Origin of the sequence: Paenibacillus sp. SAFN-117 (assembly GCF_051966115.1) — a bacterium.
GTDB lineage: Bacteria > Bacillota > Bacilli > Paenibacillales > NBRC-103111 > Paenibacillus_L > Paenibacillus_L residui.
The window spans coordinates 112248-131428 of record NZ_JBQCLK010000011.1; the positions used below are offsets into that span (position 1 = coordinate 112248).

General features: G+C 50.6%; 15 protein-coding genes and 1 riboswitch. Of the genes, 8 read left to right on the plus strand and 7 right to left on the minus strand.

Going from position 1 to position 19181, the window contains the following annotated elements; genetic code table 11:
* Positions 1-14: 14 nt before the first annotated feature.
* From ACTHRH_RS09465 to ACTHRH_RS09475, 3 genes are all read right to left on the minus strand, one after another.
* The gene (locus ACTHRH_RS09465; RefSeq protein WP_379289653.1) at positions 15-992 is read right to left on the minus strand and encodes an ABC transporter permease; all 978 of its coding nucleotides are present in this window, start codon (positions 990-992) and stop codon (positions 15-17) included.
* 418 nt (positions 993-1410) lie between these two features.
* Entirely contained in the window at positions 1411-3768 is a 2358-nt protein-coding gene (locus ACTHRH_RS09470) for a helix-turn-helix domain-containing protein (protein ID WP_440415253.1), read from the minus strand.
* Positions 3769-3902: 134 nt separating this feature from the next.
* Positions 3903-5774 carry an SLC13 family permease gene (locus ACTHRH_RS09475; protein ID WP_379289649.1) on the minus strand — a complete coding sequence of 624 codons (1872 nt, stop codon included), beginning with the start codon at positions 5772-5774 and terminating at the stop codon, positions 3903-3905.
* A 430-nt stretch (positions 5775-6204) separates the two neighbouring features.
* On the opposite strand from ACTHRH_RS09475, the gene ACTHRH_RS09480 reads away from it, so the two are divergent.
* Both ACTHRH_RS09480 and ACTHRH_RS09485 read left to right on the plus strand, forming a co-directional pair.
* Positions 6205-6687, plus strand: coding sequence for a GreA/GreB family elongation factor (locus ACTHRH_RS09480; RefSeq protein ID WP_144934751.1), 483 nt, complete (start codon positions 6205-6207; stop codon positions 6685-6687).
* Positions 6688-6797: 110 nt separating this feature from the next.
* Positions 6798-7238, plus strand: coding sequence for a hypothetical protein (locus tag ACTHRH_RS09485; RefSeq protein ID WP_440415255.1), 441 nt, complete (start codon positions 6798-6800; stop codon positions 7236-7238).
* Positions 7239-7293: 55 nt separating this feature from the next.
* Here ACTHRH_RS09485 and egtB read toward each other — a convergent pair whose 3' ends face one another.
* The 3 genes from egtB to ACTHRH_RS09500 all read right to left on the minus strand — a co-directional run bounded on the left by egtB (position 7294) and on the right by ACTHRH_RS09500 (position 10561).
* A complete protein-coding gene (gene egtB / locus ACTHRH_RS09490) occupies positions 7294-8583 on the minus strand; it encodes an ergothioneine biosynthesis protein EgtB (RefSeq protein ID WP_379289645.1) in 1290 nt (429 codons plus the stop codon).
* Positions 8584-8655: 72 nt separating this feature from the next.
* Positions 8656-9741: an FUSC family protein gene (locus tag ACTHRH_RS09495; RefSeq protein ID WP_144934761.1), complete on the minus strand. Its 1086-nt coding sequence runs from the start codon at positions 9739-9741 to the stop codon at positions 8656-8658.
* A 598-nt stretch (positions 9742-10339) separates the two neighbouring features.
* Positions 10340-10561, minus strand: a complete 222-nt coding sequence (locus tag ACTHRH_RS09500) for a hypothetical protein (RefSeq protein ID WP_440415258.1) — start codon at positions 10559-10561, stop codon at positions 10340-10342.
* A gap of 1164 nt (positions 10562-11725) precedes the next feature.
* Positions 11726-11826: riboswitch (purine riboswitch) on the plus strand.
* A gap of 119 nt (positions 11827-11945) precedes the next feature.
* Between ACTHRH_RS09500 and ACTHRH_RS09505 the strand changes: the two genes are divergently transcribed.
* The 5 genes from ACTHRH_RS09505 to ACTHRH_RS09525 all read left to right on the plus strand — a co-directional run bounded on the left by ACTHRH_RS09505 (position 11946) and on the right by ACTHRH_RS09525 (position 14832).
* Positions 11946-12560: a xanthine phosphoribosyltransferase gene (locus ACTHRH_RS09505; protein ID WP_440415260.1), complete on the plus strand. Its 615-nt coding sequence runs from the start codon at positions 11946-11948 to the stop codon at positions 12558-12560.
* Positions 12553-13884, plus strand: a complete 1332-nt coding sequence (locus ACTHRH_RS09510) for a nucleobase:cation symporter-2 family protein (protein WP_144940993.1) — start codon at positions 12553-12555, stop codon at positions 13882-13884. Before ACTHRH_RS09505 ends, ACTHRH_RS09510 begins: the two co-directional genes overlap by 8 nt.
* A gap of 164 nt (positions 13885-14048) precedes the next feature.
* A complete protein-coding gene (locus ACTHRH_RS09515) occupies positions 14049-14288 on the plus strand; it encodes a hypothetical protein (protein WP_144940990.1) in 240 nt (79 codons plus the stop codon).
* Positions 14289-14356: 68 nt separating this feature from the next.
* A complete protein-coding gene (locus ACTHRH_RS09520) occupies positions 14357-14494 on the plus strand; it encodes a hypothetical protein (protein WP_186328486.1) in 138 nt (45 codons plus the stop codon).
* 158 nt (positions 14495-14652) lie between these two features.
* Complete coding sequence (locus ACTHRH_RS09525; RefSeq protein WP_144940987.1) at positions 14653-14832, plus strand: hypothetical protein; 180 nt, start codon at positions 14653-14655, stop codon at positions 14830-14832.
* Positions 14833-14996: 164 nt separating this feature from the next.
* On the opposite strand, the gene ACTHRH_RS09530 is transcribed toward ACTHRH_RS09525, so the two are convergent.
* The gene (locus ACTHRH_RS09530) at positions 14997-16979 is read right to left on the minus strand and encodes a hypothetical protein (RefSeq protein WP_144940984.1); all 1983 of its coding nucleotides are present in this window, start codon (positions 16977-16979) and stop codon (positions 14997-14999) included.
* A 362-nt stretch (positions 16980-17341) separates the two neighbouring features.
* On the opposite strand from ACTHRH_RS09530, the gene ACTHRH_RS09535 reads away from it, so the two are divergent.
* A complete protein-coding gene (locus ACTHRH_RS09535) occupies positions 17342-18214 on the plus strand; it encodes an AraC family transcriptional regulator (RefSeq protein WP_144940981.1) in 873 nt (290 codons plus the stop codon).
* Positions 18215-19181 lie beyond the last annotated feature (967 nt).

The following is a 19181-nucleotide window of genomic DNA, read 5'->3' on the forward strand; positions in this document are numbered from 1 at the left end:
TCACGAGCCCCCCTCTACCACAATGCGTTTTCGCTGTTGATTTTTTTGATGATATAGTTGGTCGACAGTACGAGAATAAACCCGACGACGGATTGATACAGACCAACGGCGGCGCTCATTCCGACATCGCCTAGATCACGCAGCGAACGATAAACATAAGTGTCGATAACATCGGTCGTCGTATACAGGAAGCTGGAGTTGTTCGGAATGAAATAGAACAGTCCGAAATCGGCCCGGAACATCCCGCCTACGGCGATGATAAACAAAATGATAATGAGCGGCGTCAGCAGCGGCAGCGTAATGCGGAAGACCATCTGGAACTTGGAGGCTCCATCGATTTTCGCCGCCTCATAATAGGTAGGATTGATACCTATAATGCCCGCATAATAGATGAGCGTGGAGAAGCCTACCGCCTTCCACAGCTGGACTCCGTTAAGCAGATACGGCCATTTGTCCGCCTCCTGATACCATTGGACCGGATCCCACCCGAAGGATAGGAACAGATGGTACAGGAACCCTTTCTCATGCTCCAGAAAAGCCAGGGTAATGTATCCGACAACTACCCAGGACAAGAAATACGGGAAGAACAAAGCCGTTTGATACACTTTCACAAACCGTCCGGACACCTCGTTCATCAGCACGGCGAGAATAAGTGCGGCCGTGGTTGTAATAATGATGAACCCGAGATTATAGAGAACCGTATTCCGGGTAATTTGGAAGGCGGCCTCCGAGGAGAAGAAAAATTTGAAATTGTTTAAGCCGTTCCATTCGCTTCCAAAAATCCCGAGATCAAAGCGATACTGTTTAAAAGCAACGATCAAGCCGATGAGCGGCAAATAATTGATCACAAGCTTGATTAGAATTCCGGGCAAGGAAAGAAAAAACAGTTCTTTATTTCTCTTGAACTGCTCCCACTCTCGGGCCAGCTTGCCGCGGGGTCGGGAACGCATGGGTACCGCTTGCGGCGTTCCGCCTGATGTTGGTTTATCCATAATTTCACCCCAAGTCATAAGCAAAATTTCAGCTTCTGTACGAACTATATCGGAGCCGCCCGAAAAACGAAACTGGAAAGATCGTACTTTTGTTCTGAAGACGACTGCTCATTTTGTACTTTACTGCTCAATTGCAACAATTAAGGGCTTAAAGCCAGCTATATCAAGGGAATTTACCGGCTTGTCATATACCGTTAGCGCAGCAAATCAGCCCGGAAAAAATACCCCACAAAGTGACGCACAGCCTTCGAAGCGTATTCCGGGTACTTTGCGGGGAGCCCCGAAACCAATCGACATTAAAGGCTGACGATGTTCAGCCTTTAATGTTGATTCGGCCCCCTGATCGCACCTTGGAAACCGGAACAGCCGTCCGGCGAAACGGCCGGACGGCTTCTTATTCTATTTAACGGAACTGGCTTCAATGGTGCCCGGGCAGGCTTCTCTTCAAGCGGTATTCCCGCGGTGTCGTTCCGTATTTGCTTTTGAACAGCTTGAAGAAATGACTTTGGGTGCGATACCCGACACGCTCCATCACTTCGTTGATGCTGTAATCTTCCCCTTCCAGCAGTTCCAGAGCCTTGTTCAGCCTCACGTTATGGATATACTCCGTTACGGTGACGGATGTATTGGCTTTGAACAGCCTCCCGACGTACGCCGACGACATCTTAAGCATGGAGGAGATGCTCTGCAGGCTGAGATCCATATCCATATAATGGATATCTATCAGTTCGCAAATCGTATCCACCAGCGCATCCTTCTTCTCCTCACTGGAGGATTGCCGATGCTCCTCCAGATTGGCGAACATCTTAAGGAACTGGTCCCGGACTTCCTCCAGCGTTTCGGCCTCGAGTACCCGGCGATATCCGTCCTGCCAGTCCATATCGAAGGGAAGCAGACGGTTATTGTTAATCTCCATAATTGTGCCGCGAATGACAACAAGAAGGTGAAGAATCCAGTGCTGGATGTTCTCGATGTTGGAGCGGGCCGCCTGGTCCAGCAGCCCATCCAAATCGGCGGCAAGAGCTTCTGTTCGCATTGCCTTCAGGTTTTCCGCAAGCCTCTTCTCCAATTCGGCCGTATTCGGGAAGGTATCGCTGCCCGCCTTCTCCCTGATCAGCTCCGGAGTGATTACTGAGCGCTTGCCGAATACCATCCGGTAGGCCGAACTGCGCAAAGCTTCCCCATACCGCGAAGTCCACTCCCTATAATCGGCGGCAGGCTGGCTTATCGCCACGGTCAGAGACAAGCGGTACAGACGGTACAGGGTCTCTTGAACCTCTTCGAGAACAGGGACCAGCCTGTCCATAAGCTCAGGCTCGATTCCTGCCCCGCTGACGAGCAGAGTGAATTGATCGTTCTTCATATCCACGAATTCCACCGGCGCCAGAACCGACAGCAATTCTTCCGAAATATTGCCGACCGCGAACGAAAGCAGCCTTCTGTCGGCGGAAGACAACTGCATATATTGCTTGTAATCGTCGATTTTCATTACGATAAGCACATAAGGCCCGGACTCGGCAATTCGAAGCCGGCCGTCGGCGATCCATTGCCGGAAGGTTTGCTCATTCTCGGCCGTGCTGTCCAGGATAAGCTTCCGCAGTTGATAGTTGATAACGATCGATCGTTTGGCATCCCGGTCCCGTTCATACTCATCCATTTTCCGGAAAACATGGGTATGCAGTTGAGAAAGATACTTCATCTCGTCCTGGACCCCCGTCCGCATTCCGGCAAACATCGACTGCGGAACCTGCTTTAATTGCTTCAGAATGTTCTCCAGAGGCCCGTAGAGCTTCCTTGAAACCGGAAACGCGGCAATGAGCGATAGCAGCAGGAAAAGAACGGTGATGAGGATGAAATGCCCGCGCATTTGATAAATGCTGCCGAGCACAGCCTCATAGGGCCGTATGCTGACAATGGTCCAGCCGTATACGTCCGTATGCATGTAGCTGACCAGGTGGGAGCTGTCCTGGATCTTGCGGACAAATTGCCCGAAGCTCCCCGGCTGATCGGTCAGCAGGGCTTCCTCCAATTCATCCGGATCGATTGCCGGCGGAAGTTGATTGCGGGTATAATATTCGCCCTTGCCGTTGACGATCACAATGCTGTTCTCCCCGTAGCCGCTTAATCCGTTCAGCATCTGCAGATTATCGAACAGCCATTCCGGCTTGACGGCCAGGATAACCATGCTGGAGGAGTGGTCCGCCGGGGATTCTTCCGAACCGTACATTAAATAGCCGAACAAATCGATGCTGGATACGTTGCCTTCCGTGCTGGAATCCTGGTCGTAGCTTATAGGAATGAGCTGAAGGCGGCTGACGGAATCGCTCGTATGCAGGAACCGATCGAGCCGTTCTCTCTCCCCATTGGCATTCTGCTGGAACAAGGAATCCGTCGAATAATATTTTCCCGTATTAGCGTTATAGATAATAATCGAATGCAAAAAGGAGGTGGAAGAAACCAGCTTCTCCAGCTTCAGCATCTTGGAGGGCAGCTCGAAGATGTTCTCATCCCGCCCGTATAACAAAGCTACCATATCGGTATCCAAATAAACGGATTTGGCCAGATTCTCCACCATTTCATTCATGGACATAATATTATAGTTAATCTGTGCCAATATTTTCCGATCGGCTTCAGATTGAATTTTCAGAGCGGTATCCCGGGAATTCATATACAAAATCATAGAGAAAATCGTCACCAAAACGAAAGGAATGGTGAGCACCGCCAGCAAAATCCGGCGCAAATATTTTCGGGATCGGTACAAACGAATGATGTTCACGGCAATTCCCTCCGCGACCATTATCACTGAAAACGTTATTAAATTCAATAGCTCAGGATAAGGGCATCGTGTTAACAATATCGAGCTGCATTATTGGCCAGGCATTGTCCGACAGCATCCATTCCACCGCATCGTCAGAAAGGAAAAAAGACGGGAAGCAGCAGCACCATAAGAATGCCGATCAGAAGCTGCAGGGGCAATCCGACTTTGACATAGTCGCCGAAGGCATATCCGCCGGAAGCCATGACCAGAGCATTGGCCGGTGAAGCGACCGGAGTGGCGAAGGCCAGGCTGGCCGCCAAGGAAACCGCGAACAAGAACGGATAAGGACTGACTCCCATTTGCACCGCAGCCGTAAACGCTATCGGGGCAAAAAGCACGGCCGTCGCCGTATTGCTGATAAACAAGCTCAGAAACGATGTGACAAAGTAGATGCCCGCCAGCAGGACGAGCGGCCCCGAGCCGCCGATTCCGCTAACGAGAGCTTCGGAAATGTACTGGGCGGCGCCTGTTTTCTCCAATGCGCTCGACATCGGGATCATTCCTGCGATCAGGACTATACTTTCCCAATTAATGGTCTGGTAAGCTTCCTGCATATTCTTCAAACATCCGGTCGCCACCATCAGAATGGCTGCCAGCATGACGGTAATGACCGCCGGAAAGACCTCCAGCGTCATTAGAACGAGCATCATCACCATGATTCCCGCAGCGATAGGTGCCTTGTGATCTAAAGTCACCTTGCCCGCTTCTTCCAGAGGCTGCCCGACGACGACAAAATCGGCCGTTTCCCGGGACAGCAAATGGATTTTTTCCCATGCTCCCTGCACAAGCAGGGCATCGCCGAAACGCATTTTCTCCTCATGCAGATGGTGAAGAATATATTTTCCTTTCCGCAGAATACCTAATATGTTCAAACCGTACTTCTCGCGAAAGCCGGATTCCTGAATTCGTTGATTTATAAATTTGGAGTCCGGGGTCAGCAGCACTTCCGCAATCCCTACTTCACGGGAAAACAGAGGTTCGGAATCCTGCCCGTTCATCCGCTCCGTATGCTGCGGGTTCATCAGCTCCAGACCGCAGGAATCGGCAAATAACTTGACCTGCTCCATCGACCCCTGGACATACAAAATATCATTCTCCTTAATGATCGTCGAAGGGCCGGGAAGCTCCTGGGCAAGCGATTTGAAGAACGGGTTTCTGCGCGACTGCCGGCGCCGGACCTCCAGAATATGTATCCCGAACCGCCCCGGAATCTCAAGCTCCAGCAGCGATTTATCCTTCAGGCCGGAATGTTCTCCGACCTTAACCCGGTACAAATTCCGGGCGATTTGGTATTGCTGCGCCAGCTCCTGCATCGAACGGCGCCGCGGCTCTCCACCTTCCGCCTTGGAGCTCTGCGTTTTCAAAAGCCACTTGGTCAGAACCACGAGCAGAAGCATCCCGCCGATTAAAGCGACCAGCCCGACCGGCGTGAAGGCAAAGAAGGACAGCTTCTCATAGCCGTTTTGTGATAGCGTCTCGCTGATAACCAGATTGGGCGGGGTTCCGATCAGAGTCAAGGTCCCGCCCAAGCTGCTGGCAAATGCAAGCGGCATCAACAATCGGGCCGGGCTCATTCCGATCTGGGCGGCCAGGCTGACCACGATCGGCAGCATGACCGCTACCGTCCCCGTATTGCTGATAAATGCGCTGAGCAGGGCGGTAACCGCCATCACCATCCACAGCAAGCGGGTTTCGTGGCGCCCGCCCATTCTTAAGAGCTGCCGGCTGGCCATCTTGGCCAACCCGGTCTGGAAAATTCCTCCCCCGACCACAAACAGACCGATCATCATGACCACCACGGAATTGGAGAAGCCCGATAAAGCTTCGCCCGGAGTCAAAATGCCGAGGAGCACCAACGCGACCAAAGCGCAGAGCGCGACCAGATCGGAGCGTACTTTGCCCGTAATAAAGAGGATAGAGGCTGCCCCTAACAGGACTAGAGTAACTAACATCTGCGAACTCAAGTAAAATTTCCTCCCACATCGTTAAGAAAATCCTTATTCGGATCCGTCCGTTCCATAAATTGAAGAGCCCGAACAGGCCCCGTCAGCCATAAAACGGTCAGTATAATTTGAAATCAGACAAAATTTAAGGGCCCCCGCCATCCGTTGGCAGGACCCTCTTGCAGTTTACCATATTCCTATCAGCCGCGGGAAGATATTCGCGCGGAATAACTCGAAACAAGGCGCAACAACGAGACTATTGCACCTGATATTTTTCAAATAACGGGACTATCGACCAGAATATCAAAAGGTGGTATGATGAAAAAAAACGCAGGCTGTACGCCTCTTTGGCGCTTGATTGGTGAATCACTAGATCCGGTTCCGGGTAATTCAATATAGAAGAAGATATGCACTCTTTATAATATTTTAGAAAGGAGAGGCGTTTCCTCGTATGCCTGGCAGGCACGGGTTTTTCACGCCGAGTTTATCGATGGACGGCCAAACCGTGGAGCAAATTCGGACAAGCTTGATCCGACAGCTTCTTTTTTTTGACGAGCAGCAGCTTAATGTTCTGGATACCTACTTCCCGGCCTATTGCACGGAGCCCGAGGAACGTTCATCCACCGCTGCCTGGATGGAGCATTACGTAGCGGAGCTGGAGCACATTGTGTCCGGGCTTGCGGGGGAATCTCCCTGCTTGCCCGACAAAGTGCTGATCGGAAGCACGGTCACATTGCAGCAGCCGGCAGAGACGAAAACCTACAAAATTTGCTTCCCCCAGGACGCGGATCCGGATTCGGGACGCCTGTCCTTTCTTTCCCCCATCGGAATGCGGCTGCTGTTGGCTTCACTCCACGAAACCGTCCGGCTTCCCGCCCAATGTGAAGGAACCGATACGGTCATTGCCGATATCCGTTTTGAAGGGGATGTGTGAGGGGGCAGAGGAGGACTATCGCCTTCGCCAGATATTTTTCAGTGTCCGCTCACTAATCAAGTGCGGTTTTCCAAGCTTGACTAATTCATTTTTATATGCGGGGTATTCAGATGAAATGGTTTAAGCATTACTTCATTATGTGGATTCCTTTTATGGTATTGTTTATTTTTGCAACCTTTAGTTTGGAATTGGTGGAAGGCAATAAAATCACGACAACAGAGTATATGGGACTGCTTGATTTGGGCTTAATTTATTTTCTCGTAGTGATGCCGTTCGCCTTTCTTTTATATCCCGTATCCTTTTTGCCCCTAACTATAATTTTATGCAAGTTATTCATTCCTTTTATTGGAAGGGCCATCATCTTTTCCGTGGCAGGCGGAATTGGTGGGATGTTAATTTTTAAGAAATTATATGGCTGGCACGATGGTTACTTTATAGAAGGATATAATTTAAACTTGAACAGCGCCATTTTGATTTTTGGCCTGGCCGGTTTACTCTATGCCTGGATAGACCGTTATCTGAAAGTGAATAGAGGAAAGGCGATCCTTTGATAAGCCAATCGGGTGGATCAAAAAAACGCCACCTGTCGTGGCGTTTGCTCAAGGGTTACTCCTCCAGATCGTCTGCGAGACGGATGCCGCTGAACTGCCATCTTTTCTCCGGCAGCAGGTAATGTCGAGTGGTCGGGCGAATAAGGCCCCGCGGCGTAATGCAGGAACCTCCGCGCAAAACCATTCGGTTGCTCATATATTTCCCATGGTATTCCCCGAACGGACCTTCGGTCCTTCTATTGCCGGGATACGGCAAATACGGGCTCATCGTCCATTCCCAGATATCCCCATATCCTTGCAGCAGCAGTTCTCCATGCGAGCTTCCGGATGGTGCCGGATGGAACCAGCCGGACTCCGCAAAGTTGCCCTCCGGCCGGATCGCTGAGAAGGCTACCTCCCATTCCGCCTCTGTCGGCAGCCGTCTGCCTGCCCAACGGGCGTACGCGTCCGCCTCATAATAGCTCACATGACAAACGGGCTCGTCCAGCTCCAGCTCTCTCATGCCGGACAATGTATAATACCACCAGTTACCGTCCCTTTTCTCCCAATAAAGCGGCGCTTCCCAGCCGTATTTTTGCACGCAGTTCCAGCCTTCCGCGAGCCAAAGCCGGGGCTGCCTGTAACCGCCGTCCTCCACAAATTGCAGATATTCCCCGTTCGTAACCGGCTGGGAAGCCAAGCGGAAGCCCCCGATCCATACTTTATGTCTCGGCATCTCGTTGTCAAAGGCAAAGCCGGGGCCCTGATGGCCGATTTCGGCCTGGCCTTCAGCAAACTTGTGCCAGGTCAAATAGGGAAGCACATGCAGTCCGCTCTCCTTGCGCTCCCGATAGACGGGCTTAAGCGGATCGGCAAAGTAATTGTATTTGATATCCGCCACAAGCTGTTCCTGGTGCTGCAGTTCATGATTCAAGCTCAGCTCAAAATAAGGGGTTACCCGGGCGAGCCGCTCCTCGTCGGCATTTTCCAGCAGCTCCAGTATTCTTTCATCCACATGTCTGCGGTATCTGTAAATTTCCTCAATAGTCGGCCGCAAGCCGACACCGCGCGGCACGGAAGCATGAAACTCCCCGCCGAATTCGCCGGAGGCAAACAAAGCTGCGTAATTATGGTCGTACCATTCGTAACGTGGGGCGTATCTTTGCAGCACGGCCGCCTCCAGAAACCAGGTCGTATGCGCCAGATGCCACTTGGGAGGACATACATCCTCCATGGCTTGTACCACATAGTCCTCCGCTTCCAGCGGGTCGGCCAGCCGTTCCGTAGTTTCCCGAACATCTCTATACCGTTCCTGCAGCCATCTTCCGGGTGACAAGCCCGCCTCAGTCCGTTGGGCGTATTCCATAATCATCCTCCTATCGGTTCCGGTGCCGACGATTTCCTCCGTTCCAAGAAAACCGTCCAACCCCATCAGTAATCATGCCCGCTCTGCAGTCCTCCGCCGGTTAGGCCGATTAGAGCGGCCCGACTGGTTCTTGTCCAAATAATTGTTGACCACCCGATCAAGCCTCGTAATCTGACAGCCGTAATCATATATGGTTGCGGCCACGAGAATTAATCGGGAGGAGTGCTCTTCATCCAATGTTCGGTTTCTCATCATTTCCTGTAAAAAGGCCTCGCTGCTCTCTTCCGACCGGTTCGGAACCGTTCCGTGCGCTTTCAGCTTGCCTTCAAATTTCAACAGCACGAGCTCGTGATGCTTAATAAGCTCCTCCAATTGCCGGTCAAACCGGTCATCCATCCTGCCATCGTCGGCATGGAAATAGTAACGGCCGACGGTCTCTTGAACGTCCAAGCCTTTTCTCAATGTTCTAAGCATTTGCTTATAAACGACGAGCAGACGGACCCCGCTGAGCGTGCGCTTCCCACGCTTCCCCAGCTTCTTGCGCTCTTCCTCGAACATCTCGTAGATGTCCTCCAGCTTATGAAGCGCCTTAAGCAGCTCTTCCCGCTGCTTCTTAAACACCGATTCCTTCATCTCCACAGAGATGGAGGTGCGCAGCAGAAGCGAAAGCTGGCCAAATACAAATCGAACCTGCTTGAGAAAATGCTTCTCATGCTGTGGCGGAAAAAAGGCGATATTGACGAGAAAGGCCGAGCCGATCCCGATCATAATCACCAGAAAACGATTGACGGCGAACAGCCAGTGAACAGATGCGTCACCCGCAACGTCCATCACCGCTATAACGGTCACCAGCGTCAAGCCTATCGTCGACTCCATCTTCAGCTTTATGCAAACCATAATCACGACAATACAAATCAAACCGATTGCTATCGGTTCGTTGCTAAAGAACATTCCTGCCAAAAGAGCAAGTCCGGCGCCCAGCACATTCGTCTGCACCTGATCCAGAATATGCCTCCAGGACCGGTAGATCGAGGGCTGCATCGTAAATATAGCCGCAACCGCCCCGATTATCGCCGGGGTCAGACCTAACAGCGCACAGATGTATAGAGCAAGAGTAACCGCTACACCGGTTTTAAGCACCCGCGCCCCCAGTTCCATCAAGCTTGCCTCCTTGATTCGTCTCTCCTCATATTACACGGTTTGGAGTGCATTTGGCAAAAGGGGCTTTAGGCATAGCGTCCTTCGTCCCGCATACCGGGACCTTGAAAGGGGTTACTTTTCCTGATAGATAAGTCGGGATCCTCGCAGGCATCAGCGCCTCCCGCAGAACACCGGGACTATGGTACGTATCTCCTTCCCTGGGTATCCCGGGTTAGGGAAAGACACTTATGCCCCTCCTTTGTATTACTGTGACTATGGGTGTGATGCCTCTTTTGTCTGTTATACCCTTGACTCAGGTGCGATCCCCCTTTGTCTGTTATACCCTTGACTCAGGTGTGATGCCGTTCCCGTCCCTGGAAGCTCGTCCAGTGCTTTACTCCCGGTTATTTAAAGACCATAATACTATTTATAGAAAGACCGTTCTTATCGCTTCTCGCCATAGAGTCTGGCTCAGTTCAATATGCCGCCCTCCAAAAGTTACGCATCGCTGAAGAATCACTCCAAAAGAATGCTGGATGTTCTAAAACGAATCCACAGACGGCGGCCAAATAGGCTGCCCGGTGGGTTACCCTTATTGGCGGGATATCGGAAGAGGCTACTCTTCCCTTTGAATAGGGTCGGGAATCAGCCCTTCCTTCTGAAGCTGGGTATTGGTTTTCATCCGTTCCATCGCTTGTCCGTGCCGCTTCATCTCTTCCATATCGGGGGCCATTGACCCATTCAGCACGTCATCCGTTGCGCTTGAAGCATCCTTCCGCTTATTCAGATGAACACGATTTAATGTTTTTAAATCTTCATGGTCATAAAATCGGGGCATACTAACTACCTCCCGGAATAAGATTATTCGGAGCCTTGCCCATACCGGCGGAGGGCGCTGGTTGAATCCTAACGGTAAAGCCGGTAATCAACGGTCACCGTTCCCTCGCTGAACCGCTTGTTTAAGTACTTAATTTTTAACCTGATTAGTTGCTTTAGAATCATGCATATGGAAAAAACACCCTTTCTGGAAAGGTGTCTGACGAACGCCAATTGCTTGGACAACATCACCTTGCGACCGGCATCGCCTCCGAGCGGCCCGATTTCCCCGAGCGATCCTATGTCCCGAGCACGAGCACGGCGCTCCCGTCGGAGACAACCTACACGGCTGCAAGTCGATAGCCAGTTGTGGTTCGTATAGGGACTTAGACAGAGACAACAACGTCCCTTTCTTTAGATCCGGTTCGGTAAATGTGGCCGAACCGTTCGTACAATTGGACAGTCTTGTCCTCGAGAGGTGTTAAAGTCAAGGAAAAACGGCAATCGCCGTCCTTTGGACAGGCGTGTTAACCGATGGAATATAACAACAGGTGTAAGGTTTATACTTACTTATATTTTGAAAAAGACCAGCAATTGTGCAGGTCTTTTTTCATGGTTTTGGTGGAAATCGGCCAAAGACCAGCAATTGTGCAGGTAAATTACCCCATTTTGCTAATTTTCGCGATTTTACGGTGAAAGACCTGCACTTTTGCTCGTCCTTTACCACATTTGGTGGATTCGCGCTTAAAGACCTGCACTTTTGCTCGTCTTTTACTACGTTTGGCGGTTTCCCGCTTAGAAGACCTGAATTTTCGCGGGTGATCCATCTAGCACTTTCACCATGAAATAAATACATTCCTACTTCTATTTCGCCTCATCCGGCACTTTCACCCACGATTGTGGTACCGTTTTTTGACACCGCTGTCCAAGCGATAGCCTCGGTCAGCCTAATAGGACCGAACAACCGGTTTGTATCGCAGAAGGATTTCCTCCGAGAGGCAGTTCTGGAAACGACCACGATTATTTCCGAAGGTCGAAGTATAAACGTCCGGCCACCCGTAATCATTTCTACCAATTACATGTCGATAAAAATAAAACGAACGTTCTTGTTTCGCTCATTTTCTATAGTTCGGTTTTCAATGAAATTCCTCTTCCTTTTTCTGCGAAGATAGAGTATACTAGCACCATAAAAAATTGAATGATTCCTCGTATAATGGCAGGAATTGGCCTGCGAGTCTCTACCCGGTCACCGGAAATGACTGGACTACGAGTGAATGCGTCTATTGGCGTTTGCGTCGTTTATTTGTCATTCACTCGAGGGACAAGCCGGACTCATCGGAGTCAGGCTTCGTTCGCTCGAGTTTTTATTTTTCGTTGGGAATAATGCTAACTATAGGAGGTTCTCCATGAAACTGCTTCAGGAAAAAATTCAGGCCGAAGGAATCGTCCTGTCCGATCAGGTGCTTAAGGTGGACTCGTTCCTGAATCATCAGATTGATCCGCAGCTTATGCTGGCCATTGGCAAAGAATTCGTCAGCCGGTTCGCTCAGGACCAGATTACTAAAGTGCTGACCATCGAGTCGTCAGGTATCGCTCCCGCTATCATGACCGCTATGCTGTTAAACGTGCCCCTTCTGTTTGCCCGCAAACAGAAGTCGCTTACCCTGCAGAACAATGTTTATGTCGAGCAGGTTCACTCCTTCACCAAGCAAATGACCAATGAAATTACGGTCTCCAAGAAATTTCTTGAAGAAGGCGACAAAGTTCTTATTATCGATGATTTCCTGGCTCATGGGGAGGCCGCTTTCGGTCTGGCGAAGATTGTTCGGCAAGCCGGGGCCGAGGTGGCGGGCATCGGGATCGTGATTGAAAAATCGTTCCAGAATGGCAGAGCGAAGCTCGATGATGCGGGCTTCCGCGTAGAATCGCTTGCCCGAATCAAGTCCCTGACCGACGGACAGGTCCGGTTCGTAGAAGATTCCGCCGTATTGACTGCGGAGGGGAACGGCAGTCATGCGTAATCCGACCAAATTGCTGTCTCTCGGCCTCCAGCACGTACTGGCTATGTACGCCGGCGCAGTCATAGTGCCCATTATCATTGCAAGCAAGCTCGGCCTCACGACTACCCAATTATCTTATCTGATATCGATCGATTTGCTCACCTGCGGGGTGGCCACCCTTCTCCAGGTTTGGAAAAACCGTTTCTTCGGCATCGGCCTTCCCGTCATGCTGGGCTGCACATTTACTGCGGTCGGTCCGATGATCGCCATCGGCTCGCAATACGGCATCACCGCTATTTACGGGGCTATTCTTGCATCCGGCCTCTTTGTCTTCCTGTTTGCCTCGTTCTTCGGGAAGCTGATCCGATTCTTCCCGCCGGTTGTTACCGGCTCGGTCGTAACCATCATAGGACTTACGCTGATTCCGGTAGCGATTACCGACATGGGAGGAGGAGAAACAGCATTCGAACGAACCGTCAGTCTGCTCCTCTCCTTCGGGGTCCTGATCTTTATTTTGCTGCTGAACCGGTTTGTCACCGGGTTCCTGCGGGCGATCTCGATTCTTCTCGGCCTTATCGCAGGCACGGTTGCAGGCTGGTTCCTGGGCCTGGTCGACTTCTCCTCTGTCGGGGAGGCAGAGTGGTTCCATATGGTCAAGCCGTTCTATTTCGGTTGGCCTACCTTTGAAATTTCGGCTATCATCACGATGATTCTGGTAGCCATTGTCAGCCTGATCGAATCTACCGGGGTTTATCTGGCTCTCGGAAAAATTTGCGATAAGGATCTGAATTCGAAAGATTTTACCGGAGGGTACCGGGCTGAAGGATTGGCCACTGTACTTGGCGGACTGTTTAACGCCCTGCCCTATACCGCCTTCTCGCAAAATGTAGGGCTGATCCAGTTGACGAAGGTAAAAACCGGCAAGGTGATCGTAGCGGCAGGCGGAATTCTTATCGTGCTCGGTTTGGTGCCGAAAGTGGCGGCCGCCACCACGATCATTCCGACTCCCGTTCTTGGAGGAGCGATGCTGGCTATGTTCGGAATGGTTGTCTCCTCGGGCATCAAGCTTCTCGGCACCGTCGATCTGAACCGGCAGGAGAACATGCTGATTGTAGCTTGCTCCATCGGAGTTGGCCTCGGCGTTACTGTTGCCCCGGATTTATTCTCGGATCTTCCTGCCGGCATCCAAATTTTAACGAGCAACGGCATCGTAGCCGGAAGCTTCACCGCCATTCTTTTGAACGGATTATTCAACATGGGACGCGGTCGCCAAAAATCGGGGCAGTCAACTGACCCTATTCCTTCCTCGTCCGCCCAACCCGGTACACAGGAAAGCTCTGCATAACCATATACCCATGTAAGGCTGTCCCGCAGGTCATCATGGACCGGGGCGGTCTTTTTTTGTCTCGGCAGTTTAAAACTCACCCGATAAGTTTCATCTGTTTTATTATGGAATGGGCTGTCCCGGGGCAACCTATGGGATGAATCGACTCTTAAGGAGGGGTATACATGGCGAAGGATAAAGATATGAAGCCGATATCCGGAGAACCTATCGAGGTGGACGGGATGTACGCTAACGAATGGGGACGGATAGAATCTCTTAACCGGGGAGATATTTTCCCCGCCGATCCTATGTTGGGAACTACCGAGTGGAAGCTGGTCAGCTATAAAGCCGAGCAAGAACCGGCTAAAGAGGAGCATCACGACCATCAGCCTCCCCGGGCTCATGTGGATCGCGGCGATAAATAAATCTATATACGGGAAACTCCACCGATTTAAAATAATTCCTGCTTATGAAGATGAAAGGAGGGGTTTGAATGTCAGGGGAACAGCCTTCCGCCAAACAGCTTAAAGCACGGCAAGCGCAATCGGTAGCCGACCGGACCGGCCGGAACAAGAAGGAAGCCAGCCAATTACAATCCGAAGCCGACCAGTCCGATCTGAAGAAGCATTAAGCTGCTCTAACCGGGTCGAGGCCAGGAAGCATATTTCATGTTTAACTCTCCGATTTTTGGTTTATATAGGTTTTAGGCCCATACTGCGGGCAAAACAGGACTAAATACCATTTAGACTGTGTATGCTGTATAAATCGGACAATTTGGAGGGATGGGATATGGCAGCAAAGGGGAACAACGAAGTGAAGCAGAGCCTGGCTGAACTGACCCGAATCTACAAACCGAAGGATCCTGCGAAGTTTGTTAAAACCTTTATGCGAAAATACAGAGTTTCCGGAGGCTATGAAGAAGAATTGACCAGCCTCGTGAGGATGGAGCTTAGCAAAATCAATTGCTGAAAGTACGCCCCGGCCGTATGTGCCGGGGCTTGTCCACGACTAGGCCCGCTGTTGCTGCGATAATTCGAGAGAGTTAGGCTATGCGTTTGCCAAATCGTACGCCATCGTATGGTACCGCTCTGCATGGCCGTTTCGCTCACTTGTTGCCTATAATGTTGCGGACGTTATTTTCTGAACAGTAGCTCGGCCAAAGAAGCGCAAGCCGCACCATTTCCCCAATCGAAGATGGTGAACTCGCCTACAATATGCTCGCTGTCCGGGCCATGGTGCACATTTTCCATCGAGAACCCGTATTCCTTGGCCCCAAAATAAGGGAAACGGTTCTCGTAAAGCTTCTTCACGACAGCATTCTCAGGGCAATACATCATGTAAAAGGAAGCCCGCATCGCCCACAATCCTCGCGCCCGGTACTGTTCTTTGCCGGTGATCTTGTAGTAATCGTAATAAGTCAATGCGAACAAGCTCTGGCGGGCATCATTCCACTCATCGTCGGAATTCATGACACCGAACCCGCCGAGAGTGGGGACCGTCATATATGGAGGCTCCCATACCGCCTGATACAGGGAAAGCTCTCCCAGCACGGCTTCCCCGTCCTCCAGATAAGGACGATGTTCGGTGGCCCAATACAGCTCCTTCAGTGCCTCGGCCGTCCAATAGATGGAGAAGGTGCATTGATTGTATAATCCGCTTCTTTTATCCTTCACCCCGGGCTGCTTGCCTTCCCAAGCCGCCGAGCAGGACCAGTACGTTTCGAAGTCCTCCCACCTTCCGCAAGGCATAATCTCTCTCTTTACAAAAGCCATTGCTCTCTCCGCCGAATCCAGGTACATCTTGTTGCCGGTTATTCTGTAGAGCCTGGCTAACAGCAAGACATGCATAGACGTCTCCGGGCTGTTCAGCAGATAAGGCGAAGGTTCTCCGCTATCGATATGAACCCAGGCCGGGAAGCTTCCGTCCGGCGCCTGCAACCGCAGGAGCCTCTCTACATAATTAATCGTATAGCCAAGGAGCCGTTCATCCCTTTCCAGATCCTCATACCATTTCAGCATCCAATAACAGGTCCAGGACATATCCAGCAAATGGGCATAATGCTCATGGCCGGGAGGCCTCCGATTGGAGAAGCCCCATTCTCCGTTCTCCCACCGGTACGAACTATCCGCCGAATAAACATTGGGAAATAATCCGTCCCGCTGAGGTGCAGACAAGGCAAAGGCTTTAGCCAAAGCGGCCTTGGCCACTAAATCGCAGGAAGGCAAACGCCCGCCACAGGATCGCCAGTGCTCCCCCCACAAACGGTAACCGTAGGCGCTTCTCAGACTGCAGAACCAAGCCTGGTTCCACAGACTTTTGCGTTCCCGCCAATGATTCTCCAGACCGCCGCCGGGTGTCTGGGCCGCACGTACAATAAATACACATCCGCCCACCTCCTCGTCCTTCAGCCTGAACTGCTGCCAAACGATGCTCCCCCATCGGTTAAAAGCCCAATCATAAGTGTATTCCGCGTACTTTTCCATTCCGGACAGCAAGGCTTTATCATCGGACACTATGGAGGATTCCGCTAACATGCGTCGTTTGGCAAATTTCTCCCACATAAAGTCCGCCACCGGGGCCAAGTTCCGTTTTCCGTTCACGCCGTCCCATTCCACCAAATAGAAGCGAAACAAGCGTTGACCCTGCTCCAGCCTAAACCGTTCCTGTATCTTCCGGTGATACACATGCTCTATTTTTACATAATACCCCAGCTCGTAATACAGGGTGCGGTCGGGCTCCACATAGTCCATCCTATGAGGAACGCGCCTTTCTCTCTCTATTTCGTCAAGATCCGGAATAAGAGCAAACATCCGGCTTCCGCAGACAAAAACAATCGCCGGAGAACGAAATACCATGTCCCCGATCACTAAATCCTCCTCCGGCGCCAAATGAGGCTTCCAGATGCATTCCATTTGCGGATCGGCCAACATCATTTCCACCCCCGCCCGGTCTGTGGTGATGGCCGCTCCTTTTCGAATGAGCTCCAGTGAAGCCGCTTTGGTTCTACCCTCCTCTGCGGCGATTTCTGTCTCTTCCCCGTTTATTATAAGTTCATAACCATCCGGCAAATTCTTTATCTGAACCCAGGACCTCAGCCATTCTAATTTTTCATTCACCGATTTCTCCCGCCCTTCGTTCCACATCGTTCTCTGCCATTCGTTTTACTCACATCTAACGCTTCAACTCTCTTCACATCATTCTTCAATTAGCTTGACTTACAAAAATCCCCTTCTCTTGATCCCTTGGCCAGGTTGATTCTTTCACCCGATTTTCGACGCATTAATTCCTTAGCACCGGTTTCTCACGCATCGATTCCCCTCGCACCATTTATTCACATCTCCTGATCATCCTTCTCTATCATCATAACGCCCCCGGATTCAGAGGTATTTATCTTGGAATATTAATCATTTAACGCATATTGCCAATTTGGCGCCTGTCCCCTACAATGTTTTTAATCAGCGAAAACGGGGGTTGCTCCATGGATTTGAACGCCTTATCTCCTTATATCCGGGTAGCGTTGGATAACGTCATTGTTCCAACCTGGAAAGTTAAAGAGAGGGACCTTTTTGACTACGAGCTGCTGTATATTAAGGAAGGTGAAGCCATCATTACGGTTTTGGATCAGGTGTACAACGGCCAGCCGGGCGATATCTTTCTATTTAAGCCGAGACAAAGACACTCCATTGCCGTGAAAGGAAGCATCCCTCTCCGTCAACCCCATATCCATTTTGATTTGTTCTACCGGCCCGACAGCCCGGAGGTCAAAGTCTCTTTTAAACCCATTGAAGAAATGTCCCCACAGGAACACGCCTGGTTTCGGGAAGACGACTGTTCCGTGCCTCCATTTGATCTACCGAATCATTTTCGGCTGCGGAACCCGCTTGTTTTCGAGAAGCTGCTGCTCGATCTCATTCGCGAATTCAATATGGGACTGCCCTTCAGTCAGGCGTCGGTCAAGGGCTTGTTCATTCAGCTTTGGATTTTCCTGTTGAGAGAACACCATTGGAATCAGAACAGCCACATCCACTCCAACTGGGAGCAATTGACCAAGGTCAAGCAATTTCTGAACCATCATTTCAACGAAGAGGTGAACGTGGACAAGCTGGCGGAGATGGCAAACCTGAGCAATAACCACTTTATCCGCCTGTTCAAAAAAGCCTTCGGAAGCTCTCCTATCAAATATCATCAGATGGTGAGGATAGAGAAAGCGAAGGAAATGATCCAATTCACCTCCATCCCGCTAACCGAAATTGCGGAAGAGGTCGGTTTTCAGAGCATCCATGCATTTAGCCGGGCCTTCAAGCAATTGGAGGGCGTTCCCCCGTCCTTCTACCGCAGTCAAAAACAATGAAGCAGCCGTATATAATCCACTTGAGACAACGTATGGTCCGATCATGAAAAATAGTTTATATTCAATAAATTCTCTTACATAAGGGGATTCACCAGCATTCCAATTATTGTCTGACGATCCCCCGATCAGTTCCTTCTATTCCTACATCCTTCGACTGACATCCCCTATACTCTGTTCCTCTGCGGCCGCGCCGGTATCTCTGCCCCACACCTTTTGACTGTTATCCCTTTCGATCAGTTCCTTCTATTCCCACATCCTTCGACTGCCGTCCCTTAAACTCTGTTCCTCTGCGGCCGCGCCGGTATCTCTTCCCTACACCTTTTGACTGTTATCCCTTTCGATCAGTTTCTTCTATTCCCACATCCTTCGAATGCCTTCCCTCACACTCTGTTCCTCTGCGGCCGCGCCGGTATCTCTTCCCCACACCTTTTGACTGTTATCCCTTTGGATCAGTTTCTTCCATTCCCACATCCTTCGACTGCCATCCCTTACACTCTGTTCCTCTGCGGCCGCGCCTGTATCTCTTCCCCACACCTTTTGACTGTTATCCCTTTCGATCAGTACTTCTCACCACTCTTTAATACAGCTTGAAATAGGAACATACATTCTGTATAATAATAGCAAACAAACGTTCTGTTTCGGGGTGAATGCTGTGTCGACATTTGCTTCAGAGGCTTTGTATACAAATCGACGTATGAATTTCAATTCAGGTTTGGATCGAAATCTGGCCAGCAATGTTGGCTCTGATCATTATGGAAAGTATGAAGAGGGTTTCGGTTCGGATTTACATGTAAAGACAAATGAAAGCTTCCGTTCAAATTTACGTGGAATGATAGATATAAATTTACAATCAGCTTTGCATGGAAATATGGTAGGCTGCCGTTCGGATTTGCACCGAGAGCCAGAAGCGAATGTGAGTCGAAGTGTAGATTCGAAGATTATTCAGGATCTATTGTTAAATCTGTCT